This window comes from Actinosynnema sp. NPDC002837 (assembly GCF_040295345.1).
Taxonomy (GTDB): domain Bacteria; phylum Actinomycetota; class Actinomycetes; order Mycobacteriales; family Pseudonocardiaceae; genus Actinosynnema.
Window position 1 is genome coordinate 1 of record NZ_JBEOVG010000119.1, and the last position, 24,280, is coordinate 24,280.

Sequence of the window (24,280 nt, forward strand, 5' to 3'; positions counted from 1 at the left end):
CAACCACATCCCCGTTGTTTAACCGACTCTCGTTAAAAGCAACCCTCCTCTATAGGAGGGCGTCGCTGCTGAATTTGGCTTTTTGGCATAACGGCGCGCCGCCGGCGGCGGCGCGCGGGACGGTCCGACGCACGTTGGCACCGACTCCCCGCATCCCGGCACGCCGGGCTCCCGCTCCACTTCGCCCGTCGGCCGGGCGCGGAGTCGGTGCACGTGGTCGGGTGGCGGCGCGCCGGCCTGGAGGGTGCGGCGTGAAGCAGCTCGGCAGGGGTGCCGGTCGGGACGATCGCGTGGTCATGCGGCTTGGTCGGGCTGGGCACGGCGATCGGCTGCCGCGACGGCTGACGCCGCCTTGCCAACGGGCAGGCCGCTCGGTGAGGAGCGCCAGGCCCACGACGTAAGAAGGCACCACCCCCAGCGCGTGTGCCGAGGTGGTGCCCGAGGGTGAGAACGGGTCGCGGTCAGGCCGTCTCCAGGCCGTCAGACGTCAGGAGACGACCAGAACCGGTGAGAACTGACGAGTGAGGTTGGCCTGGTGAAAGGTGGTGTAAGGAGCCGCCAGGCACGAGGCGTCCGACCAGTGACCAGATCATCGCCATCTGGTTCGCGATCTACTCCTGACCAGCGGTTTTGTGGTGAATCCGACCGGGCCCCGTGTTGACCTCCGCGATGGCCGTCCCCTTGGCGGCGACGGTCGCGCGGTTCCGCGGCTTGACCGAGCTGGGCACGGCTAGGTGGAGCGGCTAGCGTTCCGGGCGAGGGGGTGTCATGGACTTGATCAGCCGGTACCTCGACCTGGTGAACGACTACATGCGCAGCCACCCCGAGGAGCGGACGGGACAGGCCCACTACAACGCCCTACGGCTGGAGTGGCCGCACCTTCAGCACGAGATCGCGGGCACCGAGCGGGACTGCTTCAGCGATGACCGGCAGCTTCCCGCGTTCCTCGACTGGGTGGAGCGAGCCTTGACCGCCGAGGAGCGAGCCATCGAGGACGGGCAGAGCCGCGCTACGCAGGTGTAGCGACCGGTGTAGCAACGGGCGCGTGCCGCGTCGAACCACCGTGAACGGTCGCGGGCCGGCGACCTGCTGAAATGGCTTGGCTCGGACTGCTCCGGACACCGAGGCGCGGCCTTCGCCAACGCGAGACTGCACGGCTGGGAACACCAGGCGCAGGCATGTGAACGGGCACCACCTGACAAGAGGTGCTGACGATCTCGACCCGGCAGCTCTCGGGCGTCGAGACGCCCGGTGGAGGCGGATTCGTGGACACCCGTTTCCCGGGTTCGCCGGGAAACGGGTGGTTTTCACGCCAGGTCGGGGCCTTGGGCTCGTAGGTCGTCCACGCGGGTCATCGCGGCGCGCAGTTCGGTCAGCCACGAGTCCGCGTGCTCGCCCACCAGGCGCACGGCCCACGCCAGGGCCTCGGAACGTGAACGCGCCACGCCCGCCGCGACGAGAGTGTCCAGCACCATCCGCTCGGGCTGCCGCAGCCGCGTCATCACCGGCACCGAGAGGGTGGTGAACAGTTCTTCCGTATTTCCGATCCTGGCACCCCACGCGACCTTGCGCCGGTAGCGGTGTTCGGCTTGGCGGGCGATTTCGATCCGCTCGTCCCTCGTCTGCTCGCGGAAGCGGCTGATGCGGCCCGACTCGGCCGCCGCGCGCTCGGCGTCGTCCGCGAACGTGCCCTCCAACGGCGGCAGCGTGCCGACGACCAGGATCTCCTCCCGGTCCACCGTCACGACCGGCGCCCCGGTGAACCAGCCGTCGGGCAGCCTGCCGCCGAACCAGCCCGCCGCGTCGTCCGCGGGCGGCTGCTCGACCTGCTGCCAGCCGCCCCTTCCTCCCCATCCACGTCGCATCTCGCACCACCTCGATTACATGATTACGACGATGCCGACGTTACGCCGACCACAACCGCACCGGTGGGCGGTTCGCTAGCGGTGGACAGCCAGGGCCTCCGTCAGCTCGGCCACCGACGTCACGGGCCGGTCGCACACGTACCCCCGGCAGACGTAGGCCGCCGCACGGCCGTCCACCAGCGGCCGGTCGGCCAGCAGCGGCGCGGAGTCCGGCGACCCCGCCACCACCACGCCGCCGCCGTGCACACCCCTCCACGCGGCGCTGACCAGCTCCGACGCGTCACCGACCACGGCGACCTGCACGGGCCCGAGCGCCAACGCCTCGGCGACGCTGAGCCAGTGCCCGGCGAAGCGGGGCTCCCGGGCGGCCAGCAGGCCGGCCCGGCCCAGTGCCGCCTCGGCCGCGTCGCGGTAGGTCGACGGCCCGCCCAGCACGGACGCCGTCACGAGCGCCGAGGCCAGCGCCGACGCGCCGGACGGGCTCGCGTTGTCCGACGGGTCCGACGGCCGCTGCACCAGCGCCTCGGCGTCGTCCGCCGTGTCGTAGTAGACCCCGGCCTCCTCCCCCGCGAACCGGGCCAGCGCGGTGTCCAGCAGTCCACAGGCGGCGGTGAACCACTTGACGTCGCCGGTCGCCTGGTGCAGGGCGAGCAGGCCGTCGGCGAAGCAGCCGTAGTCCTCCAGCACGCCCGCCGCCGTGCCCGCCACGCCGTTGCGCGACGTGCGCAGCAGCCGACCGCCGACCAGGTGCAGGTCCAGGACCAGCGACGCCGCCCGCACGGCCGCCTCCACCCACCGCGGCTCGCCGAACACCGCCCCCGCCTCCGCCAGCGCCACGATCGCCATGCCGTTCCACGCCGTCACGACCTTGTCGTCACGTCCCGGCTGCGGCCTGCGGTCGCGCGCCTCCAGCAGCTTCGCCGCGATCTCGTCGTCCGGCGTGCCGAGCATCCGCAACGTGGACGTGCCGTGCTCGAACGTGCCCTCGTCCGTCACGCCGTACAGCTCGGCGGCGCGCGCTCCGGTCGCCAACCCCAGCACCTGGACCAGCTGCGCGGGCGTCCACACGTACGTCGAACCCTCGACGCCCTCGGTGTCCGCGTCCAACGACGTCGCGAACCCGCCCTCGGCCGTGCCGAGGTCGCGGATCAGGAACTCGGCCGTCCCGCGGACGACCTGGCGGTACCGGGGGTTGTCGTCACGGCGGCTCAGGTGCGTGTACGCGCGCAGCAGCAAAGCGTTGTCGTACAACATCTTCTCGAAGTGCGGCACGACCCACGCCGCGTCCACGCTGTACCGCGCGAACCCGCCCGCGAGCTGGTCGTACAACCCGCCGTCCGCCATCGCGTCGCACGTCGTCCGCGCCATCGACAGCGCCTCGACCGACCCGGTCCGCTCGTGGTGGCGCAGCAGGAACTCCAGCACCATCGACGGCGGGAACTTCGGCGCGCCGCCGAAACCGGCGTTGGTCCGGTCGAAGTGCCCGAGCAGCGACACCACCGCACCGGCCAGCACCTCTTCGTCCACTGTGGACTGCGGGAGCGGCTTGAACGCCAACTGCGCCACGATCCCCGCCGCCGACTCGCGCACCTCGTCGCCCTGCTCGCGCCACGCGTGCTCGATGGCCTCCAGCACCTGGCGGAACGACGGCATGCCCTGGCGCGGCGTCGGCGGGTAGTACGTGCCCGCGTAGAACGGCTCGCCGTCGGGCGTGAGGAAGCACGTCATGGGCCAGCCGCCGTGCCCGCTGAGCGCCTGCGTGACGGCCATGTAGACCGCGTCCACGTCCGGCCGCTCCTCGCGGTCCACCTTCACGTTCACGAAGTGCTCGTTCATGTACGCCGCGGTGGCCTCGTCCTCGAACGACTCGTGCGCCATCACGTGGCACCAGTGGCACGCCGCGTACCCGATCGAGAGCAGCACCGGCACGTCCCGCTCGCGCGCCTCCTCGAACGCCTCCGGCGACCACGGGCGCCAGTGCACCGGGTTGTCGGCGTGCTGCAGGAGGTACGGGCTGGTCGAGGACGCGAGCCGGTTCGTCATGGCTCCACAGTAATTCCCGGACAACCGCCGGACTCGTCGATCAGACTGGGGCCATGGAGCCTTCCGCCGAGCCACTGCCGCACGACCTGCGCCACGAGACCGGGCCGTTCGACGTGGTCGGCGACGTGCACGGGTGCCGCGAGGAGCTCGTCGACCTGCTGGGCGAACTGGGCTACTCCGCCGAAGGGGCGCACCCGGAGGGGCGCAAGGTGGCGTTCCTCGGCGACCTCGTGGACCGGGGCCCGGACACGCCGGGCGTGCTGCGGCTCGTGATGGCCATGGTGGCGGCGGGCAACGCCGTCTGCGTGCGCGGCAACCACGAGGAGAAGCTGGTGCGGGCGTTGCAGGGGCGCCAGGTCCAGGTCAGCCACGGCCTGGAGCACTCGTTGGACCAACTCGCCCGCGAGACCGCGCGGTTCCGGGCCGAGGTGCTGGCGTTCTGCGACGCCCTGGTGCCGCACTACGTCCTGGACGGCGGCAAGCTCGTCATCGCCCACGCCGGGCTGCCCGAGCGCTACCACGGCCGCCAGTCGGAGCGGATGCGGTCGCTGGCGCTGTGGGGCGTCAGCACGGGCGAGCGCGACGCGCGCGGCTTCCCCGTCCGCTACCCGTGGGCGCAGGACTACCGCGGCGCCGCCATGGTCCTCTATGGACACACGCCGGTCGAGGAACCGGAGTGGGTGAACGGAACCCTGTGCCTGGACACCGGCTGCGTGTTCGGCGGCCGGCTCACCGCGCTGCGCTACCCCGAACGCGAACTGGTCTCCGTGCCCGCCCGTCGGACCTGGTACGAGCAGTAGGGTCGACGGGGTGCGCGCGAGCTACCGGGAACGCCCGCCCTGGTTGGGCCGGGTGGGTGACACCGGTGCCGGCGTGCTCGTCGCGCCGGAGCTGGTGATCACGTGCTCGCACGTCGTGCCGCACCACCGGGTGGACGTGACGCTGGTCCACGCCGGGGTGACGGTCGCCGCGTCGGTCGAGTTCCGGGACGACGACGGCGACTTGGCCGTGCTGCGCCTGGACCGGCCGGTGGACGCCGTGTGCGCGCCCCTGCGCGCGCCGCCCGCGTTGAGCGACCACCCGTACGTGGTGCAGGGGTTCGCGGGCGGTCACCACACCGAGTCGCGCGGGCGGCTGGGCGGCCGGGTCGGTCCCGGTTGGGCGCAGCTGGAACACACCTCCGGCCACCGCATCGACCGGGGCTTCTCGGGCGCGCCGGTGTGGGACGACGTGCTGCGGGCCGTGGTCGGCATCGTGGTGACCGCGCACCAGGCCGTGGGCGGCGGCGCCATGATCCCGGTCGAGGAGATCACCCGGAGGTGGCCGCCCGGCGCGGGGTTCACCGGCTGGCGGGTCGACCTGGACGACGCCTTCGACACGCACTGGCTGCCGCGGGCGCGGGGCGTCGAGCCGCACGAGGCGACCGACGCGTGGCACTTCGTCGGCCGGCGCCGGGCGTTGACCGAGCTGGCGCGCTACCTGGGCGGACCGGCCGACGGCCGGGTGCGGGCGGTGGTCGGGAGCCCGGGCAGCGGCAAGAGCGCCGTGCTCGCCCGGACCGTCGTCCTGGCCGACCGCGCGGGCCGGCCCCTCGTGCCGCCGGACAGCCTGCCGCCCGACGTCGCGCTGCCGCCGGTGGGCAGCGTGACGGTGGCCGTGCACGCGCGCGGCAGGACGGTGGCCGACGTGGTGCGGGCGATCGCCGACGCGGCCGAGGTGGAGGCCGTCGACGCGGCCCAGCTGCTCCAGCGCTGCGGACCGGTCTCGGTCGTGGTCGACGCGCTGGACGAGGCGGCGGGCGACGCGCCGATGGCCATCGCCACCCTGCTGAACCGGCTGGCCGCGCACCCCGGGCGGCACGTCGTCGTCGGTACGCGGGTGGGCGCGCGGGGGTCGGCGTCGCACGCGTTGCAGGCCAGGCTCGGCAACCCGGTGGTGCTCGACCTCGACTCCGAGACCTACCTCGACCACCGGGACGTGGTCGCCTACGCGCAACGGCGGGTCGGCGACCCGGTGCGCGCGGCGGCGATCGCGGCGCACGCGGGCGGCAACTTCCTGATCGCGCAACTGGCGTGCCTGACCGACTCGGACCGGCTGCCGACCAGCGTCGGCGCGGCCGTGGACGACTACCTGACCGTGCGGTTCGAGGAGCCTCGGGTGGCGCGCGACCTGCTGCTGCCCCTCGCCCACGCCGAGGGCGGCGGCCTGCCCGAAGGTCCGCTGTGGTTGGCGCTGGCCACTGCGCTGAGTGGGGCCGACTACACGCCCCGCGACCTGCGTGCCGTGCTGACCTCGGCGGCGAGCTACCTGGTGGAGCAGGCGGGTGGCTCGTACCGGCTGTTCCACCAGGCGTTGGACGACGCGTTCCGCGCCGAGCGGCCGGGCGTGGAGCCGGTGGTCTACCGGACGCTGCGCGCGCAGGTCACCGAGTGGGAGGACGCGCCCGAGTACGTGCGGACGCACCTGGTCCAGCACGCCGCCGCCGCCGGTCGGCTGGACGAACTGGTGGAGGACCCCGGGTTCCTGGTCGTCGCGCCGCCGGAACGACTCGTGCCGCACCTGGCGCGCTTGACCTCCGAGCGTGCGCGCGTGCACGGGCGCGTCTACCGCAAGGCCAGTCACCACCTCGCCGACCTCGACCCGCGCGAGCGCGCGGCACGCCTCGCGTTGACGGCCCGGCAGCTGGGGTACGGGCGGTTCGCCGACCGGCTCGTGGCGCGGTTCGAGCCGCCGTGGCGGCCGGACGTGCTCGGGTGGGAGGACGAGGGCTCCCAGCAGGTGCTCGCCCGGTTGCCGGCCGCCGACGACGTCGTGCTGTGGCTCGACGCTTCCGGTGAGCCGGCCGCGTTCACCCTCCACCGCGACCGCGCGGTGCTCCACCGGTTCCGCGATCACCGGCTGGTCCCGGTGTCGGAAGCGCCCGCGCACGTCGGCGTCCTGCCCCACGCGACCGCTCACGTGGTGCGCGAGGACGGGGCGGAGTTCGCCCTGACGGCCTCCTTCAGCGGAGAGCTGCGCAAGTGGTCGTTCACCGGCGGCCTGCGGGTGAACGGCTCGCTGGACGCCGTGCGCGTGCGGAGCCTGGCCGCGGTCTGCTCGGGCGACAGGCTGCTCGCGGTGGTCGCCGAGCGGGAGGAGGTGCTCCTGGTCGACTGGACCGCCGACGCGCCGGTCGTCGTGGACCGGGTCGTCGTCCGCGACGCGGTGTCCGGGCTCGTCGCGATGGGTGTCCAGGACGGCGCGGTGTTCGTGGCGCACCAGGGCGACACCGCGCTGCGGTTGTACCGGGTGGTGGACGACCGGCTGACGCCGGTCGGGGAGCCGCTCGACAGCACGTGGCAGCCGTACCCGCTGCGGTTCGTCACCCGTCCCGACGGTCGCCTGCTGCTCCTGTGGGCGGGAGAGGCGCGCGTGACCTGCTACGGGGTCGGCGACCGAGGCCTGATCCGCGAATCGGTGGTCCGACGGCTGTTCGCGGGCGAGTTCGCCGACGCGCGGTTGGCCGACGGGCGGGTGGTCGTGGCGATCCGGGACGAGTTCGGCGCCATCTCGGTCTGGGCGCTGGGCGACGACCTGAGCCAGGTCGGCCCGGTCTGGCGCAACGACGCGATCAGCGTCGGCAAGATCGCGGCCGGCCTCGGACCGGGCGGACGTCCCGTGGTGCTGTCGGTGGACGCGGACCACCGGGTCCACCTGTGGGAAGTGGACGACGACCCACCGGAGCCGGACGAGCGCCGCTCTCCCCTGCCGCCGACGGCGATGCTCCCATCGGTGGTGCTCTTCACGACCGACGACGGACGGGTCGCGGCGGCGCCGACCCCCTGGTGGGACGGTTCGCACGCCGTCCTGGCCGAGCCGGGGCTGCCGCCGCTGCGCACGGCGTCGTGGCGGCGGTTCACGCGACGACGAGACGTCGTACGGCCGCGCTCGCACCGCGGCGGGCCGGAACTCCGGCTGTTCGCCCTGTCCGACCACGGCCAGCCGCGCGAGCTCGTCCCCCTGGCGGAGCGCGTCGACTTCGCCGCCGCCGACCCCGCCTGGATCCCGGTCACCGCCCGGCTTGCGTTGTACACGTGGACCGGCGACGACCTGACGCCGTGGGCGCCACCGTGGGCGGGGGTCGCCGGGCCGAGCACCAAGGCGGCGACGGCGTTGCGCGGCGGTCGGGCGTTCGTCGCGATCGGCGACGACGGCGGGACGGTGGTCGTGTGGTCCTGCCCGTCCGGTGGCCCGGCCCGCACCCTCGCGGCGGTCGACCTGGACTCGCCGGTGACCGACCTGATCTGGCACCCGGACGGCACGCTCGTGGTGTGGTGCCCCTCCGGGGTGCTCCGGTTCGACTTCGGCTAGTCGTCCTTCTTCGCGCCGCCGTTGCCGTTGCCCGCCTTCGCCTCGGGCTTGGCCTCCGGCTCGGACTTGGCCCCGGACTCGGGCTCGTCGAACGACGCGGGCAGCTTCTTCAGGTGCTTGCTCATCGACTTCACCAGGAAGACCACGGCGATGAAGAACAGCACCAGCACCAGCAGGCCCAGCGGGGAGGACTTGCCGAAGTCCTCCTGCTGGCCGCCCGGGTCCTTGTCCGTGGACGGCTGCTGGGCCAGGACGACCGCCGTGGTCTGCTCCCACGGGATCGGGTCGAACGAGGTCACGCGGTCACCCTCTCCCGGACGCCCGCGAACAGGTCGTCCTCGGGCACGGTGCTGTCGACCAGCGACCGCGCCAACTCGTACTCCTCCGTCGGCCACACCGAGCGCTGCATCTCCAGCGGCACGGCGAACCAGCGGCTCTCAGGGTCGATCTGGGTGGCGTGGGCCTTGAGGGCCTCGTCGCGCACCGGGAAGTAGTCGGCGCACTCGACGCGGGTGGTGACCCGCTCGATCACGTCCGGCTTGTCGGCGTCCCAGCCCGCCAGCCACTCGGCGTACGGGGACTCCTCGCCCACCGCGATCAGGGCCTCGTGGAACGCCATCAGCTTCGCGCGGGAGAACCCGTGCGAGTAGTACAGCTTCAGCGGCTGCCACGGCTCGCCCAGCTCGGGGTAGCGCTCGGGGTCGCCGGCCGCGTCGAACGCGGCGACCGACACCTCGTGGCAGCGGATGTGGTCGGGGTGCGGGTAGCCGCCGTTCTCGTCGTAGGTGACGATCACGTGCGGGCGGAACTCGCGGATCACCTCGACCAGCGGCGGCGTGGACTCCTCCAGCGGCACGAGCGCGAAGCAGCCCTCGGGCAGCGGCGGCAGCGGGTCGCCCTCGGGCAGGCCCGAGTCGACGAAGCCCAGCCAGCGGTGCTGCACGCCCAGGATCTCGGCGGCGCGGGCCATCTCCCCGCGGCGGATCTCGGCGATGTTCTCCAGCACGTCCGGGCGGTCCATGGCGGGGTTGAGGATGCTGCCCGCCTCACCGCCCGTGCAGGTCACGACCATGACCTCGTGGCCCTCGGCCACGTAGCGGGCCATCGTGGCGGCGCCCTTGCTGGACTCGTCGTCGGGGTGCGCGTGCACCGCCATCAGGCGCAGCTTCTCAACCATGACGGTGGTGCTCCTCCTCGCCCCTGCCGAACCTGTCTGGTCCGGCCCCTGCGACACTCAACGCGGTGGTCGAGGGACATTGTTCCCCACGGGCGGGAAGGTTTCGGACAGTGGCACTGCCGGAGGGTCGGTACGGCACACCGCGCAGGTCCCTGCCCAGGTGGGCGCGGTGGTCACTCCCCGTGATCGCGGTGCTGGTCGGCGGGGTCGTCGCGTGGGTCGGCTACCGCAACCTCGGCACGATGCCCGTCGAGGCCAAGCAGACCGCGTTCACCGTGGTCGACGACAGCACGGTCGAGATCACGTTCGAGGTGGTCAGGCAGACCCCGGAGCAGCCCGTGGTGTGCATCGTGCGCGCGCGTTCCCAGGACGGCGACGAGGCCGGCCGGCGGGAGGTCCTGGTCGCGCCGGGAGCCGACACCGTGCGGGTGACGACCGTGCTGCGGACGTCCAAACCACCGGTCACCGGCGAGGTCTTCGGCTGCTCCTACCAGGTTCCGGCGTACCTGTCCACGAGGTAGCGGCCAAGCGGGTGATCTGCGGCTTTAGGGGCGGATCCGGGAACAAAACGCCGTCGCCGAACGTTCTGGGTCTGTTACTCTGGCCTTTCAGCACGGCCCCGACGCGGGCCGTGTTTTTCCGTTCCGGGCTGGTGCGCCCGGGAACTGCCAGCCCACGCCGTGGGCCGGAGCAAGACGAGGAGTTGGTGACCGTGAGCGACACTGAGGTGACCTGGCTGACCCAGGAGGCCTACGACCGGCTCAAGGGGGAGCTGGACGAGATGATCGAGAATCGCCCGGTCATTGCTGCGGAGATCAACGCGCGTCGCGAGGAGGGTGACCTCCGCGAGAACGGCGGGTACCACGCGGCCCGCGAGGAGCAGGGCAAGCAGGAGGCCCGCATCCGCCAGCTGCAGGAGCTGCTGAGGGTCGCCAAGGTCGGCGAGGCGCCCACGGTGACGGGCGTCGCGGCGCCCGGCATGGTGCTCACTGTGCGTTACGACGGTGATGACGAGACGGAGGAGTTCCTGCTCGCCACCCGTGAAGAGGGCGCGCACGGCGCCCTTGAGGTCTACTCCCCGTCGTCGCCGCTGGGCAAGGCGCTGCTCGGCGCGAAGGAGGGCGAGGCTCGTCAGTACGAGCTGCCCAACGGCAGCACGATGAAAGTCACGCTGATCAAGGCCGTGCCGTACGCCGGCTGACCCCCAGGACACCGGGAGGGCGGCCACCACGCGGGGTGGCCGCCCTTCTGCTGTCCGTCACCTGATCCGGTCACGTGACGCGTTCCAGCAGGGGCCGCACGCGGGGCGGGACCGGGGTGGAGAGCGCGATCGACGTGGACAGCCGCTGCACGCCCGGCACGTCCACGATCGAGTCGATCACCCGTTGCAGGTCGGCGTTGGACCGGGCCACGACCCGCGCGAACAGGTCGCCCGGCCCGGTCGTCGCGTGCACCTCGCACACCTCGTTGATCGCGGCCAGCCCTTGCGACACCTCGTGCCGCCGCCCCTGGGCGATCTCCAGCACGGCGAACGCGGTCAGCCCGTAGCCCATCGCGGCCAGGTCGAGCGCGGGCGGGAAGCCCGTCAGCACGCCGCGCGCCACCAGCCGGTCCAGCCGGGCCTGCACCGTGCCGCGGGCCACGCCGAGGCGCCGTGAGCACTCCAGCACGCCCAGCCTGGGCTCGTCGGTGAGCAGCAGCAACAGCCGTGCGTCCAGAGCGTCGACGGCCTGGTCAGAGTGTTCAGCTTGCGGGTCCGAAGGCATGAACCACTGTACAAGATGACCAGCAGAACACTGGACTGTTGCGCACCCTGACCAGCATTCCACATGCTGTGAGGTATGACGCAGCAGCTTGACGACGTGAGCTACGACCAGCTCCGCCAACTCGTGGGCCTGGTCGACTACGACGGGACGCGCGACCCGTTCCCCGTCCGCTCGATGGACGCCGTGGTCTTCGTGGTCGGCAACGCGACCCAGACCGCGTGGTTCTACCAGGTCGCCTTCGGGATGCAGCTCGTCGCGTACTCCGGGCCGGAGACCGGGCAGCGGGACCACAAGTCCTTCGTGCTCAAGTCCGGCTCGGCGCGGTTCGTGATCAACGGCGGCGTGCGGCCGGACAGCCCGCTGCTCGACCACCACCGCAAGCACGGTGACGGCGTGGTGGACCTCGCGCTGGAGGTCGCCGACGTGGACCGGTGCATCGAGCACGCGCGCGCCCAGGGCGCGACCGTCCTCGAAGAGCCGCACGACCTCACCGACGAGCACGGCACCGTCCGGGTCGCGGCCATCGCGACCTACGGCGAGACCCGCCACACGCTGGTCGACCGGTCGGGCTACCGCGGGCCGTACCTGCCCGGGTACGAGGCGCGGGAGAGCACGGTCGTGCGGCCGGCGGGCGCGCCGAAGCGGTTGTTCCAGGCGGTCGACCACTGCGTGGGCAACGTCGAGCTCGGCCGGATGGACCACTGGGTGGAGTTCTACAACCGGGTGATGGGCTTCGTGAACATGGCGGAGTTCATCGGCGACGACATCGCCACCGACTACTCGGCGTTGATGAGCAAGGTCGTCTCCAACGGCAACCACCGGGTGAAGTTCCCGCTCAACGAGCCCGCCGTGGCCAAGCGCAAGTCGCAGATCGACGAGTACCTGGAGTTCTACGAGGGCGCCGGTGTGCAGCACATCGCGCTGGCGACCAACGACATCGTGGCCACGTTGACCGCGATGCGCGCGGCGGGCGTGGAGTTCCTGGAGACGCCCGACTCGTACTACGACGACCCGGAGCTGCGGGCGCGCATCGGCGAGGTGCGCGTGCCGATCGAGGTGCTCAAGGAGCACCGGATCCTGGTCGACCGGGACGAGGACGGCTACCTGCTCCAGATCTTCACCAAGCCGATCGGCGACCGGCCGACCGTGTTCTACGAGCTGATCGAGCGGCACGGGTCGCTCGGCTTCGGCAAGGGCAACTTCAAGGCGCTGTTCGAGGCGATCGAGCGCGAGCAGGAGCGCCGGGGCAACCTCTAGCTCCTCGGCTCCGCCGCGGCGGGAACCGCCGGGCGACGCCTCGCGTTGTGACGGCGACGGGCCGGTCCGGGCACCCCCGGCCGGCCCGTTCGCGTCGGATCCTGTCGTAACGCTGACGAAGCCCGTACCGCACGCGCCGGGACCGGTACCCTCGGTGCGGGGTCGTCTCACACAGCATTCACCTGGAGGGTGGCATGGCGCTCGCGGCACGGGTCACCGCGGTGCTCCCGCTCGTCGGAGCGGTGGCCACCGCCGCGGCGTTGACCGGCGCGGCGTTCTTCACCGTGGCCCACGCGGGGTGCGCGGACACGGGCCGGTTCGTGGAGCGCGACGGCGTGGTGGAGTTCGTCGGCGGGTGCGTGGACGGGCACGACCTGCCCGTCGTGCCGCGGGTGGAGAACGCGCGGTACGACGTCAAGCCCTGACGTTCGCGGGCGCGTGGGCGATAGTGGACCCATGTGTCGCAACATCAGGGTGCTCCACAACTTCGAACCGCCCGCCACCGAGGACGAGGTCCGCGCGGCGGCCGTCCAGTACGTGCGCAAGGTGAGCGGGTCCACGCGTCCGTCGGCGGCGAACCAGGCGGCGTTCGACGCGGCCGTCGAGGCGGTGGCCGAGGCCACCCGCGTGCTGCTCGAATCGCTGGTCACGCAGGCCCCGCCCCGCGACCGCGAGGTCGAGGCCGCCAAGGCGAAGGAACGCTCCGCCGCCCGCTACGGCCCCCGCTGACCCCGCGTGTCGAACCCTCGCGAGGGCTGAGGGTTCGACACGCGGGACGCAAGGTTCGGCTCGCGGGTCAGTCGAGGGCGGCCAGGAGGTCGGCGACCAGGTCGTCGGCCGATTCGATGCCCACCGAGAGGCGGACCAGGTCGGCGGGGACCTCCAGCAGGGAGCCGGCGGTGCTGGCGTGGGTCATCCGGCCCGGGTGCTCGATCAGGGACTCGACGCCGCCCAGCGACTCGGCCAGGGTGAACAGGCGGGTGCGGGCGCAGACGTCGAGGGCCGCCTGCTCGCCGCCCGCCACGCGGAACGAGATCATCCCGCCGAACCGGCGCATCTGCTTCGCCGCGACCTCGTGGCCGGGGTGCTCGGGCAGGCCCGGGTAGTACACGCGGGTCACCTTCGGGTGCCGGACCAGGGCCTCGACGACCTTCTCGGCGTTGTCCGAGTGCTTCTCCATGCGCACTTCGAGCGTCTTGATGCCCCGCAGCGTCAACCACGCGTCGAACGGCCCCGGCACGGCGCCCGCGCCGTTCTGCAGGAAGCCGAACTGCGCGTCGAGCTCGTCGTCCGACGTGATCAACGCCCCGCCGACGACGTCCGAGTGCCCGCCGACGTACTTGGTCGTCGAGTGCAGCACGACGTCCGCGCCCAGCTCCAGCGGGCTCTGCAGGTACGGCGAGGCGAACGTGTTGTCGACCACGAGCAGCGCGCCCGCCGAGTGCGCCACCTGCGCGAGCAGCGCGATGTCGGCGATGTTGAGCAGCGGGTTGGTCGGCGTCTCGATCCACACGACCTTGGTGTTCGGCCGGATCGCCGCGCGCACCGCGTCCACGTCGGACAGCGCGGCCGGCGTGTGCTCGACGCCCCAGTGCGACAGCACCTTGTCGATCAGCCGGAACGTGCCGCCGTACGCGTCGTTCGGGATGACGACGTGGTCGCCGGGGCGGCACATCGCGCGCAGGGCCGCGTCGGTCGCGCCCATGCCGGAGGCGAACGCGCGCGCGTGCCGCCCGCCTTCGAGCGCCGCCAGGCACTCCTCCAGCGCGGCACGGGTCGGGTTGCCGGTGCGGGAGTACTCGAAACCGCCGCGCAGCCCGCCGACGCCGTCCTGGGCGTAGGTGGACGTGGCGTGGATCGGCACGATGACCGAGCCCGTGGTCGGGTCGGGGTCCTGCCCGGCGTGGATAGCCCTGGTCGCGAAACCGTAGTGGCCGGTGTCCGTCATGCGTCTAGGGTACGGCGGCGGAAAACGCAACCGCCCGTCGGCCGGAAGGCCGACGGGCGGTCGGGTGAATCGGTGTCCGACCTAGGTCACCACTGCTGCGGCGGCTGCTGGCCGTACGGGTTCTGCTGCTGCGGCTGGCCGTACGGGTTCGACGCGGGCGCCTGGCCGTACGGGTTGGCCTGCTGCTGGCCGTAGCCGCCGGGGTAGCCGCCGGGAGCCGCGCCCGCGGGGGCGTTGACCACGATGGTGCCCAGGATCTTGTCGGCCCACGTCTGCTTCTTGGCTTCCCACAACGGCGCGAACCAGCCCGCGTAGCAGGGCAGCGAGTCGACGAAGTGGCACAGGTGGCGCACGAAGGCGTTGCCGAAGCCGATCGGCTGCCCCGTCTCCTCCTTGATGAGCTTGATCTTCGCGACCTTCTTGCCCATCGACTGGCCGGTGGTGCCGGCCAGGTACCAGGAGTTGTAGATCATGAAGCCGATGAGGCCGACGTACCCGATGCCGCTGAGGATCAGCGCGAGCGTCGGGTCACCGGTCGCCGCGCCGATGCCGGCGAGGATGCCGACGATCACGCCCGGCGCGACGTAGTCGATCAACGCGCCGATCGCCCGGCTGCCCCACTCCGCGTAACCCCCTGACGGCGCACCGTAAGCGGGCTGCGCGGCGTACGCCTGCTGGGCGCCCCACGCCTGCTGCTGTTGCTGCGGCTGGCCGTACGGGTTCGACGCGGGCGCCTGGCCGTACGGGTTGGGCTGCTGCTGGCCGTACTGCTGCGGCTGCTGCGGCTGGCCGTACGGGTTCGACGGCGGCTGCTGCCCGTACGCCTGCTGCTGGCCGTACTGGGCGGGCTGCTGCTGCCCGTACTGCGGCGGCTGCTGGGCCGGGAACGCGCCGGAGCCGGGCTGCTGCGCCGGCTGACCGTACGGGTTGGACCCGGGCTGCTGCGTCGCGCCCGGCGGCACGACCTGGGTCGCGTCCGGGTTCGACTGGGGCTGCTGCGGTCCGGAGGGCACGACCTGGGTCGCCTCCGGCGGCGGGAAAGCAGGGGGCTGGCCGCCGCCTGGCACGACCTGCGTCGCGTCGGCGTTCGGGGGCTGGGCACCCTGCCCCTGCTCCTGCTGGTTTTGACCGCCGAACTGCTGGTTCCCTGGCGGCTGCGGAGCGTTCATCGGAGTTTCCAACCCCCTTGGCACGGGCCGTAGGTGTATGAGTCGGTGGCCAACGCTAGCGGATGCCGGTCCCCCGGCCACGCACAACCGGTCAACCTGTCCCGATCCGCGATGAGGAACGGGACACGTCGACCGCGTCCGGGGGCCGGCCGGCAACCGGTCAGCGACCGGCGAGGAAACCCAGGATGTCCTGCCGGGTGACGACTCCGGCCGGCTTGCCGTCCTCCAGCACCAGCGCACCGTCCGCTGAGGACAGTGCCGACATCGCGGAGCTGATCGACTCGCCGGCGCCGATCGTCGGCAGCTTCAACGACATGTGCCGGTCGAGCCGGTCGGTCAGCTGCGCCTTGCCGGTGAACAGCGCGTCGAGCAGGTCGCGCTCGTTGACCGCGCCCGCCACCTCGGCCGCCATCACGGGCGGCTCGGCGTTGACCACCGGCATCTGGGAGACGCCGTACTCGCGCATGATCGCGACGGCCTCGGCGACCGTCTCATTCGGATGGCCGTGCACGAGGTCGGGCACCGTGCCGTCCTTGCGCCGCAACACGTCGCCGACCGTCGCGCCGGACGTGTCGGGCGACAGGAAGCCGTACTGCGCCATCCACTTGTCGTTGAACACGCTCGACAGGTAGCCGCGCCCGCCGTCGGGCAGCAGCACGACGATCACGTCGTCCGGGCCCGCGGTCTCGGCCACCCGCAACGCCGCCGCGACGGCCATGCCGCACGAGCCGCCGACGAGCAGCCCCTCCTCGCGGGCCAGGCGCCGGGTGATCTCGAACGAGTCGCCGTCGCTCACCGCGACGATCTCGTCGCACACGTCCCGGTCGTAGGCGTCCGGCCAGAAGTCCTCGCCGACGCCCTCCACCAGGTACGGCCGGCCCGTGCCGCCGGAGTAGACCGAGCCCTCGGGGTCCGCGCCGATGATCTTCACCCGGCCCTCGGAGACCTCCTTGAGGTAGCGGCCCGTGCCGGAGATCGTGCCGCCGGTGCCGACGCCCGCGACGAAGTGCGTGATCCGGCCCTCGGTCTGCCGCCACACCTCCGGACCCGTGCCGTGGTAGTGGCTGGCCGGGTTCTCCGGGTTGGCGTACTGGTTGGGCTTCCACGCGCCGGGGATCTCGGCGACCAGGCGGTCGGAGACGTTGTAGTAGGAGTCGGGGTGCTCCGGCGCGACCGCGGTCGGGCACACCACGACCTCGGCGCCGTAGGCCTTGAGCACGTTGCGCTTGTCCACGCTGACCTTGTCCGGGCAGACGAAGACGCACTTGTAGCCCTTCTGCTGGGCCACGAGCGCGAGGCCGACGCCGGTGTTGCCCGACGTGGGCTCGACGATCGTGCCGCCGGGCTTGAGCTCGCCGCTGCGCTCGGCCGCCTCGACCATGCGCAGCGCGATGCGGTCCTTCACGCTGCCGCCGGGGTTGAGGTACTCGACCTTGGCGAGGATGAGCGGCCGGCGTCCCTCGGCCACCGCGTTCAGCTTCACCAACGGCGTGTTGCCGACCAGGTCTACGACGCTCTCGACGTACTCCACGACGGACCTTCCACTTCTTGAGATGACTCGCTGAGCGTATATCGGTGGCGCGGCGCCCGGCCCGGTGGACGATGGGCATCGGGAGAGCGGAGGGTCCGATGCGGGGGTTTCGGCTCCTCGCGGTGGTCGCGGGGGCGTTGGGCGGGTTGACCGGAGTGGCGTACGGGCTGGTCAGCGAGCAGTCGCGGCGGGCGCGGGTGGTGATCGGGGCGCCCGCCGAGCCGCCGTTGCGCGCCGACGCCGTGTACGGGGACGGCGACGGGACGCCGGTGCGGTTCGCCGTGCTCGGCGACTCGATGGCGGCCGGGCTCGGGGTGGACGACCCGGCCGAGCTGCCGGGCGTGGTGCTGGCGACCGGGATGGCCGACGAGGTGGGCGTGCCCGTGCGGCTGGAGACGTACGCGATCTCCGGGTCCACGACCCGCGACCTGGCGGCGCAGGTGGACCGGGTGGTGGCCGACCCGCCGGACGTGGCGCTGGTGATCATCGGCGCGAACGACGTGACGACGCGGCTGTCGATCGCGGGGTCGGCGGCGTTGCTGGGCGCGCAGGTGCGGCGGCTGCGTGCGGCGGGGGTCGGCGTGGTCGTCGGCACGTGCCCTGACCTGGGCACGGTGCGGCCGATCGCGGAACCGGCGCGGTCGGTGGCGCGGGAGTGGTCGCGGCGGTTGGCGCGGGCGCAGCGGGTCGAGGTGGAACGGGCGGGCGGCGTCGCGGTGGCGATGGGCGACCTGCTCGCGGCGGAGTTCCGGGCGCGGCACGCCGACTACTTCAGCCGGGACCGGTTCCACCCGAGCGCGGCCGGGTACGAGGCGGCGACCTCGATCCTGCTGGCGCCGCTGTGCGGCGTCCTTCGTCACGAGTGGTGGCCGCGCTGAACGGGCGTTAACTAGGCTGCACGTCACACGTTGCGGCGAAACAAAGGAGTTCCGTAATGCCTGAGGCCGTGATCGTCTCCACCGCCCGGTCGCCCATCGGGCGCGCGGGCAAGGGCTCGCTCAAGGACGTGCGGGGCGACGACCTGACCGTGCAGGTCGTCAAGGCCGCGCTGGCCAAGGTGCCGCAGCTCGACCCGAACGACATCGACGACCTCATGCTCGGCTGCGGCCTGCCCGGCGGCGAGCAGGGCTTCAACATGGGCCGCGTGGTGTCCGTGCTGGCGGGCTACGACACCGTGCCCGGCACGACGGTGACCCGTTACTGCGCGTCGAGCGTGCAGACGACCCGGATGGCGCTGCACGCGATCAAGGCCGGCGAGGGCGACGTGTTCATCAGCGCCGGCGTGGAGACGGTGTCGAGCTTCGCGCGCGGCTCGTCCGACTCGTGGCCGGGCACGCACAACCCGGCGTTCGCCGACGCGGAGGCCCGCACGGCGGCCGTGGCGGAGTCCGGCGCGTCGGAGTGGGTCGACCCGCGGCGCAACGGGCAGGTGCCCGACATCTACATCGCCATGGGCCAGACGGCGGAGAACCTGGCGCTGGCCAAGGGCGTGACGCGGCAGGAGATGGACGAGTTCGGCGTGCGGTCGCAGAACCTCGCCGAGAAGGCCATCGCCAACGGCTTCTGGGCGCGCGAGATCACGCCCGTGACGCTGCCGGACGGCACGGTCGTGTCGGCCGACGACGGCCCGCGGCCGGGCGTGACGATCGAGGGCGTGTCGGGGCTCAAGCCGGTGTTCCGGCCGGACGGCCGCGTGACGGCGGGCAACTGCTGCCCGTTGAACGACGGCGCGGCGGCGCTGGTGATCATGAGCGACGTGAAGGCGAAGGAGCTGGGCATCACGCCGCTGGCGCGGATCGTGTCGACCGGCGTGTCCGGGCTGTCGCCGGAGATCATGGGGCTCGGGCCGGTCGAGGCGTCGAAGCGGGCGCTGGCGCTGGCCGGGATGTCGATCTCGGACATCGACCTGGTGGAGATCAACGAGGCGTTCGCGGCGCAGGTCATCCCGTCCTACCGGGACCTGGGCATCGACCTGGACCGGCTCAACGTCAACGGCGGCGCGATCGCCGTGGGTCACCCGTTCGGGATGACCGGCGCGCGGATCACCACGACGTTGATCAACTCGCTGCAGTTCCACGACAAGCAGTTCGGCCTGGAGACCATGTGCGTCGGCGGTGGCCAGGGCATGGCGATGGTCGTCGAGCGGTTGAGCTGAACCGCGTCACGATTACCGTTACCCGTCGTCCTACCCTTGAGTAGGGAGGTGTCGGGTGACGATGCCGTACGTGTGGTGGCACAGCGGGTACGACCGGCTGTGCCACGCGTTCGCCGTGGAACAGGCCTCGGAGGCGTACTTCGAGGCGGCCTGCGCCCACTCCGTGCCGCCGGAGCACGTGCTGCGGTCGCGGAGCGGGACGTTGTGCGTGCCGTGCCTGGTCGAGGTCGGTTCGGCGATGGAGGACGACCACACCTGGCGCGGCTGAACGGCCTGGGGCGGCTGAACGCCCGACACGCGCGAAGGGCGCCGCCGGCGGTGGCCGGGGCGCCCTTCGGGTGCGCGGGTGGTGCTAGTCGTTCTGGAAGTACGACAGCAGGCGCAGGATCTCCAGGTACAGCCAGACGAGCGTGGTCATCAGGCCGAACGCCGCGAGCCAGGCGTACTTGGCGGGCATCGCGCCGCGGATCATCTCGTTGGCCGCCTCGAAGTCCAGCAGGAAGCTGAACGCCGCGATGCCGATGACCACCAGGCTGAAGATGATCGCCAGGGTGCCGCCGTCACGCAGGCCCATGTTCACGCCGAACATGCCCATGACCAGGTTGCCGAGCATGAGCACGACCGCGCCGACGGTGGCGCCGATGATCCACTTGGTCAGGCGCGGGGTGACGCGGATCGCGCCCGTCTTGTAGACCACGAGCATCGCGCCGAAGACGCCGAACGTGCCCAGGATCGCCTGCCAGGCGATGCCCGGGAAGATCGCCTCGAACACGCCGGTGATGGCGCCGAGGAACACGCCCTCCGCCGCCGAGTAGGCGAGCACCATCGGACCGCTGGGCGTGCGCTTGAAGATGATGATCAGGGCCAGGACCAGCCCGATGAGCATGCCGGGCACGGCGAGCGCGAACGGCGCGACCTGGCCGGAGAGCACCAGCCACGCCGAGACGAACCCGGTGAGGATGGCCACACCGAGCGTCGTCGCGGTCTTGGTGACCACGTCGTCGATCGTGATGGGGCGCTCGCCGGTGGTGGGCGGCGCGCCCTGGTAGCCGCCGTGCTGCTGCGCCTCGTAGGGCTGGCCGAAGCCTGCGTAGTTACCGCCACCGCCGCTGGTCGGCAGGTTGCGGAACGCGGGGTTGCTGGTGGTACGCACCTCGTCCTCCTGTGGCGTGCTGACGCCGTCACGGGGTTCAACGACCACACGAGTCGATCGGTTCCCGTCGGGTAAAAGCGACTTTACTCGGGCTGTCGATCTCGAATCCACACCCCGCGCTGCGGAGCGTAGTCGCCGTTCCACCCCGCTGGTGGCTTGTCGACGTGATCTCGGACCCGTAAGGCTCAGTCCCGGCAGCTCTCACCGACCGGCGACGCCCAGCGGCGCGCCCGAGGGGTTCAGGACGACATGGTGTGGAGACGACTCGCCGGCGCGGCGCTCGCGGCCGGTCTGGCCCTGCTGGCGGCGCCCGTGACCGCGCCCTCGGCCGGGGCTCAGCCCGTGGTGGAGAAGGGTCCGGGGCACGAGACCGAGGCGCAGGGGTACCGCGACAAGCCGGCGGGCGGCGACTGGCTCGGCGCCTACAAGTGGCGCGGTCAGCTCGTGTGGTGCGTGCAGTACTCGCTGCTCGCGCCGGACAGCAGGGTGGAGTACAAGGAGGGCGACGAGCTGCTCTCCAAGGGCGGCGCGCGGCTCGCCGACGACGTCGCGGGCAGCATCTCGTACCTCCTGTTGAGGTACGCGAACACCCGGTCGGATGACGAGGCCGCGGCGCTGGCGCACCTGCTCCACACGTGGACGGCGTACGAGGACCCGGCCCGCGGCATCTCCCTCGACCCGAACAGCGACTTCCGGCACATCGCCTACCACGCCGACTTCCACTTCCAGCAGCTCGGGCGCTTCGGCCAGGCCCAGCAGGCGGTGGGCAGGCTGGAGGCCGAGGCGGCGGCCAACCGCGGCCCGTGGGCGGCCAAGGTGAGCGCTCCCGAGAAGGAGCAGGTCATCGGCACGCCCGACACGTGGGTGGTGGACATCACCAAGACCGACGGCGCGCAGGTGGCCGGCGCGCCCGTGACCGTGGAGCTGGCCGACGCGACGCTGGAGTCCGGCGCCGCCACCGGCGAGCTCACCACCTCCACCGACGGCAAGGCGCTGGCGGTGCGGGTCGTGCCGACCGGGCCGAACCCGTCGTTCACGGTGAAGCTGGACAGCCCGGCCGACCGGCCCAAGGTCCACGTGCCCGCCGACGACGACATGCAGCGGATCGTCACCACCGGCGGCGAGAAGAAGCTGACCGCGAACGCGTCGACGACCGCGAAGACGCCGCCGGGCGTGGTGAAGGTCGCCAAGACCGACGCGGAGACCGGCAAGGCGATCGCGGGCGTGGCGCTGAAGGTGACCGCGGCCGACGGCTCGCAGCCCGCGAAGCGGCAGGACGACACCGCGCTGACCGGGCCCGAGGGCACGCCGGTCGTGCTCCAGACCGCCGCCGACGGCACCGCGACCGTGCCCGACCTGCGCACGCCGCAGGAGGTCTGCCTGATCGAGGTCGCGCCGGCCAAGGGCTACGAGGAGTTCTTCGACCCCAACGCCCCGCCCAAGGTGTGCGGGACCGTGGAACCGGGTCAGACGCTGGCGCTCGCGTTGACCAACAAGCCGGACAAGCCGGTCGTCCCGATCACGATCCAGGCCGGTTCCCAGGGCGCGGGCGTGGTCGCGAGGGCCGCGTACACCACCGAGGTGTCGACCGGCGCGCTGGTCGGGTTCGGCGGCGTGGTCCTGATCGGCGCGACGCTGGTCGGCCTGGTCGTGCGGCGACGGGCGACCGCCCGCCGGTGAGGTCCGCGTCCGTGCTGAAGATCGTGCTGACGGGTGCGGCGGTGGCGGCTCTGCTCGCCTCCGCCGCGCTCGTCTCCACCCGGCCGCCGGACGTCGTGCTCGCGGGCCGGCCGGTCCCCGGTGACGCCGTCGTGCCGCACCCGTTGGGCGACAGCGCGCGCTCCGGGCGCGGCGTCGACCTGGCGGGCATGCCGGCCGGCGCGAACCCGCCCGCGTCACCGCCGCCGGCGACGACCACCACGACTCCTCCGCCGCCCGCCGAACCGCCCAAGCAGCAACCGGGGACGGTGCGGCTGCCCGAGGGCGGGTTGGCGACCCTGGTGCGCGAGGAGGTCACCGCGGACGGCACGCTGCCGATCCCGGAGGGCGTCGGCGAGGCCACGTGGTGGGGCGTCGACCTCGGCGCGGACGAGGGCGCGACGGTGCTGGCCGGGCACGTGGACTGGAAGGGCGTGACCGGGCCGTTCGACGAGCTGTGGCGCATGGCGGTCGGGCAGGAGGTGACCGTGGTCGACACGGCGGGCCGGGCGTTCCGGTTCCGGGTCAGCCGGGTCGAGGCGGTCCGCAAGGACGCCCTGCCGGCACGGGCGGTCGAGCTGTTCGGTCCGCGCGGCGGGCACCGGCTGGTGCTGGTGACGTGCGGCGGGCGGTGGGTCGGCGGCGACACCGGCTACGAGGAGAACCAGGTCGTGACGGCGACGCCCGTGCCCTGACCCGGGCGCGGTCGGCGGTCTTGTCACAGCGAGGCAACCTCCCGCTACTTCTCGTCGTCTTGTGGTTGTGAAGCGATGGGGCTGGCTGAGCACGGGCGTCGCGCTGGCACTCACCCTGGTGGTGCTGGCCGTCCTGGGAGCCCGTGAATCCAGACCGGGCAACGACGTGGGCGACCTGGCCGCGCCGCTGCCGATGGCGCCGCGCGCGACCAGCGGCACCAGCGCCGCCCCCGCGCCGGCCGTGCCCGCCGCGGCCTCTCCCCCGGCGTGGATGCGGCGCATGCAGCCCGGCGAGAAGCCGCCGCAGTTCGTGCTGTTCTCGTTCGACGGCGCCGCGTCCAAACCGCACTGGGACCGGATCATGCCGATCGCCGCGCAGGCGAACGCGCACGTCACCGGCCTGTTGTCGGGCGTGTACCTGGTGCCGACCGATGACCGCGGCACCTACACCGGCCCCGGGCACCAGCCGGGCTACTCCTCCATCGGGTTCGGCGGCAGCCGCGCGGACGTGGACCTGCGGATCGGCTACCTCAACGCGGCCATCGACGCGGGCCACGAGATCGGCACGCACTACAACGGCCACTACTGCCTCGGCGACGAGCCGAACGTCGGCACCTGGAACACCGACCAGTGGAACCGGGAGCTCGACCAGTTCTTCGCGATCGTGGAGAAGGCGCGGCAGCGCGGGTTCAAGCTGGACCCGACGGCCGTGCGCGGCGGGCGCACGCCCTGCCTGGAGGGCCAGTGGGGCCAGGCGTTCCCGGCGATGCGCGGTCACGGCCTGGCCTACGACACCAGCCACGTGAGCCTCGGGGTGGTGTGGCCGTTCGTGCACGAGGGCCTGTGGGAGTTCCCCATGCCGGAGGTGCGCGTGCCCGCGCTGGGCAAGCAGGTCGTGATGATGGACTTCAACCTCTGGTACGCGCTCAACGGCGCCAAGGAGGAGCCCGAGAAGGCCGGTGACTACACCCGGATCGTGCTGGACACCTACCGCTCGGTGTACCAGTCCGCGGTCAACGGCAACCGCGCGCCGATCGTGATCGGCAACCACTTCAACGAGTGGGCGGGCGGCGCGTTCAGCAACGCGGTGGAGGGGTTCCTCGGCGAGGTGTGCGTCAAGCCCGAAACGGTGTGCGCCACCTATACAGAGGTGATCCAGTGGATGCAGTTGCAAGATCCGGTCGTGCTGGAACAGTTGAGGCGCATACCCGCCGCACGGAACTGGAACTAGCGCGGTAGCCGCCGCAAGCTCTACGGTGGGTTACCGCCGCCCCACGGAGAAGCACCACGCATCCGAGGAGTAGAGCGCATGACCACCGAGCCCGAGAAGCGCACCTGGGTCAAGCCCGATTTCCGGGACGTCGACACCCCCATGGAAGTCACCGCTTACGCCGCTCGCAGTTGAGCCCGCCGCCGGTCAGGACGTACGGCTCGTCGAAGAGCTGAAGGGTGCCGATGGTGGACAGCACCGTC

The 24,280-nt window shown here is 72.2% G+C and carries 23 protein-coding genes and 1 pseudogene; 15 read left to right on the forward strand and 9 right to left on the reverse strand.

Translation table 11 applies throughout. The features are described 5' to 3' along the window. Window positions 1-768: 768 nt before the first annotated feature. Entirely contained in the window at window positions 769-1,023 is a 255-nt protein-coding gene (locus tag ABTZ99_RS40805) for a hypothetical protein (protein ID WP_498774170.1), read from the forward strand. A 284-nt stretch (window positions 1,024-1,307) separates the two neighbouring features. On the opposite strand, the gene abmR is transcribed toward ABTZ99_RS40805, so the two are convergent. Both abmR and ABTZ99_RS40815 read right to left on the reverse strand, forming a co-directional pair. Next, window positions 1,308-1,865 carry an ATP-binding transcription factor AbmR gene (gene abmR / locus ABTZ99_RS40810; protein WP_499618407.1) on the reverse strand — a complete coding sequence of 186 codons (558 nt, stop codon included), beginning with the start codon at window positions 1,863-1,865 and terminating at the stop codon, window positions 1,308-1,310. Window positions 1,866-1,940: 75 nt separating this feature from the next. After that, entirely contained in the window at window positions 1,941-3,908 is a 1,968-nt protein-coding gene (locus ABTZ99_RS40815) for a thioredoxin domain-containing protein (RefSeq protein ID WP_499618408.1), read from the reverse strand. Between the two features lie 41 nt (window positions 3,909-3,949). On the opposite strand from ABTZ99_RS40815, the pseudogene ABTZ99_RS40820 reads away from it, so the two are divergent. Both ABTZ99_RS40820 and ABTZ99_RS40825 read left to right on the forward strand, forming a co-directional pair. After that, window positions 3,950-4,702, forward strand: a pseudogene (locus tag ABTZ99_RS40820) (metallophosphoesterase); the annotation flags it as partial. 16 nt (window positions 4,703-4,718) lie between these two features. Beyond that, window positions 4,719-8,258, forward strand: a complete 3,540-nt coding sequence (locus ABTZ99_RS40825) for a S1 family peptidase (protein WP_499618410.1) — start codon at window positions 4,719-4,721, stop codon at window positions 8,256-8,258. Here ABTZ99_RS40825 and ABTZ99_RS40830 read toward each other — a convergent pair. After that, window positions 8,255-8,557 (reverse strand): hypothetical protein, encoded by a 303-nt coding sequence (locus tag ABTZ99_RS40830; RefSeq protein ID WP_498774163.1) that lies wholly within the window; start codon window positions 8,555-8,557, stop codon window positions 8,255-8,257. The two genes, ABTZ99_RS40825 and ABTZ99_RS40830, sit on opposite strands and share 4 nt — an antisense overlap. Further along, window positions 8,554-9,435 carry a mycothiol conjugate amidase Mca gene (mca, locus tag ABTZ99_RS40835; RefSeq protein ID WP_498774161.1) on the reverse strand — a complete coding sequence of 294 codons (882 nt, stop codon included), beginning with the start codon at window positions 9,433-9,435 and terminating at the stop codon, window positions 8,554-8,556. The genes ABTZ99_RS40830 and mca overlap by 4 nt, the downstream gene beginning before the upstream one ends. 110 nt (window positions 9,436-9,545) lie before the next feature. Between mca and ABTZ99_RS40840 the strand changes: the two genes are divergently transcribed. Beyond that, a complete protein-coding gene (locus ABTZ99_RS40840; RefSeq protein WP_499618412.1) occupies window positions 9,546-9,956 on the forward strand; it encodes a DUF4307 domain-containing protein in 411 nt (136 codons plus the stop codon). A 185-nt stretch (window positions 9,957-10,141) separates the two neighbouring features. After that, a complete protein-coding gene (gene greA, locus ABTZ99_RS40845) occupies window positions 10,142-10,636 on the forward strand; it encodes a transcription elongation factor GreA (RefSeq protein ID WP_053719387.1) in 495 nt (164 codons plus the stop codon). A 70-nt stretch (window positions 10,637-10,706) separates the two neighbouring features. Here the strand turns inward: greA and ABTZ99_RS40850 are convergent, their stop codons facing one another. Next, on the reverse strand, window positions 10,707-11,201 hold the full coding sequence (locus tag ABTZ99_RS40850; RefSeq protein ID WP_053719386.1) for an Lrp/AsnC family transcriptional regulator: 495 nt from the start codon (window positions 11,199-11,201) through the stop codon (window positions 10,707-10,709). Window positions 11,202-11,276: 75 nt separating this feature from the next. Here ABTZ99_RS40850 and hppD point away from each other — a divergent pair, with 75 nt between their 5' ends. The 3 genes from hppD to ABTZ99_RS40865 all read left to right on the forward strand — a co-directional run bounded on the left by hppD (window position 11,277) and on the right by ABTZ99_RS40865 (window position 13,187). Then, window positions 11,277-12,458 (forward strand): 4-hydroxyphenylpyruvate dioxygenase, encoded by a 1,182-nt coding sequence (gene hppD / locus ABTZ99_RS40855; protein ID WP_498774157.1) that lies wholly within the window; start codon window positions 11,277-11,279, stop codon window positions 12,456-12,458. A gap of 194 nt (window positions 12,459-12,652) precedes the next feature. After that, on the forward strand, window positions 12,653-12,883 hold the full coding sequence (locus ABTZ99_RS40860) for a hypothetical protein (protein WP_499618415.1): 231 nt from the start codon (window positions 12,653-12,655) through the stop codon (window positions 12,881-12,883). A 31-nt stretch (window positions 12,884-12,914) separates the two neighbouring features. Continuing rightward, window positions 12,915-13,187 carry a DUF2277 domain-containing protein gene (locus ABTZ99_RS40865; RefSeq protein ID WP_498774153.1) on the forward strand — a complete coding sequence of 91 codons (273 nt, stop codon included), beginning with the start codon at window positions 12,915-12,917 and terminating at the stop codon, window positions 13,185-13,187. A 67-nt stretch (window positions 13,188-13,254) separates the two neighbouring features. Here the strand turns inward: ABTZ99_RS40865 and ABTZ99_RS40870 are convergent, their stop codons facing one another. The 3 genes from ABTZ99_RS40870 to ABTZ99_RS40880 form a co-directional block, all read right to left on the reverse strand. Then, window positions 13,255-14,406 (reverse strand): cystathionine gamma-synthase, encoded by a 1,152-nt coding sequence (locus ABTZ99_RS40870; RefSeq protein ID WP_499618417.1) that lies wholly within the window; start codon window positions 14,404-14,406, stop codon window positions 13,255-13,257. Window positions 14,407-14,492: 86 nt separating this feature from the next. Continuing rightward, window positions 14,493-15,575, reverse strand: coding sequence for an RDD family protein (locus tag ABTZ99_RS40875; protein WP_498774149.1), 1,083 nt, complete (start codon window positions 15,573-15,575; stop codon window positions 14,493-14,495). 160 nt (window positions 15,576-15,735) lie between these two features. After that, window positions 15,736-17,106, reverse strand: coding sequence for a cystathionine beta-synthase (locus ABTZ99_RS40880; RefSeq protein ID WP_498774148.1), 1,371 nt, complete (start codon window positions 17,104-17,106; stop codon window positions 15,736-15,738). 98 nt (window positions 17,107-17,204) lie between these two features. Here ABTZ99_RS40880 and ABTZ99_RS40885 point away from each other — a divergent pair, with 98 nt between their 5' ends. Genes ABTZ99_RS40885 through ABTZ99_RS40895 form a run of 3 tightly spaced genes read left to right on the forward strand, consistent with a single transcriptional unit; the run spans window position 17,205 to window position 19,529 of the window. Continuing rightward, on the forward strand, window positions 17,205-17,984 hold the full coding sequence (locus ABTZ99_RS40885; protein ID WP_498774147.1) for an SGNH/GDSL hydrolase family protein: 780 nt from the start codon (window positions 17,205-17,207) through the stop codon (window positions 17,982-17,984). A 56-nt stretch (window positions 17,985-18,040) separates the two neighbouring features. Then, a complete protein-coding gene (locus ABTZ99_RS40890) occupies window positions 18,041-19,261 on the forward strand; it encodes an acetyl-CoA C-acetyltransferase (protein WP_499618419.1) in 1,221 nt (406 codons plus the stop codon). A gap of 55 nt (window positions 19,262-19,316) precedes the next feature. Then, window positions 19,317-19,529, forward strand: a complete 213-nt coding sequence (locus ABTZ99_RS40895; protein WP_499618421.1) for a hypothetical protein — start codon at window positions 19,317-19,319, stop codon at window positions 19,527-19,529. An 84-nt stretch (window positions 19,530-19,613) separates the two neighbouring features. Here ABTZ99_RS40895 and ABTZ99_RS40900 read toward each other — a convergent pair whose 3' ends face one another. Next, window positions 19,614-20,414: a Bax inhibitor-1/YccA family protein gene (locus ABTZ99_RS40900; protein ID WP_498774142.1), complete on the reverse strand. Its 801-nt coding sequence runs from the start codon at window positions 20,412-20,414 to the stop codon at window positions 19,614-19,616. 249 nt (window positions 20,415-20,663) lie between these two features. On the opposite strand from ABTZ99_RS40900, the gene ABTZ99_RS40905 reads away from it, so the two are divergent. From ABTZ99_RS40905 to pqqA, 4 genes are all read left to right on the forward strand, one after another. Then, entirely contained in the window at window positions 20,664-22,094 is a 1,431-nt protein-coding gene (locus ABTZ99_RS40905) for an MSCRAMM family protein (RefSeq protein WP_499618423.1), read from the forward strand. Between the two features lie 11 nt (window positions 22,095-22,105). Beyond that, complete coding sequence (locus ABTZ99_RS40910) at window positions 22,106-22,807, forward strand: class F sortase (protein WP_499618425.1); 702 nt, start codon at window positions 22,106-22,108, stop codon at window positions 22,805-22,807. Between the two features lie 61 nt (window positions 22,808-22,868). Continuing rightward, a complete protein-coding gene (locus tag ABTZ99_RS40915) occupies window positions 22,869-24,038 on the forward strand; it encodes a polysaccharide deacetylase family protein (protein WP_499618427.1) in 1,170 nt (389 codons plus the stop codon). A 78-nt stretch (window positions 24,039-24,116) separates the two neighbouring features. Continuing rightward, entirely contained in the window at window positions 24,117-24,212 is a 96-nt protein-coding gene (gene pqqA, locus ABTZ99_RS40920; protein WP_077008179.1) for a pyrroloquinoline quinone precursor peptide PqqA, read from the forward strand. The last annotated feature ends 68 nt before the right edge of the window (window positions 24,213-24,280 follow it).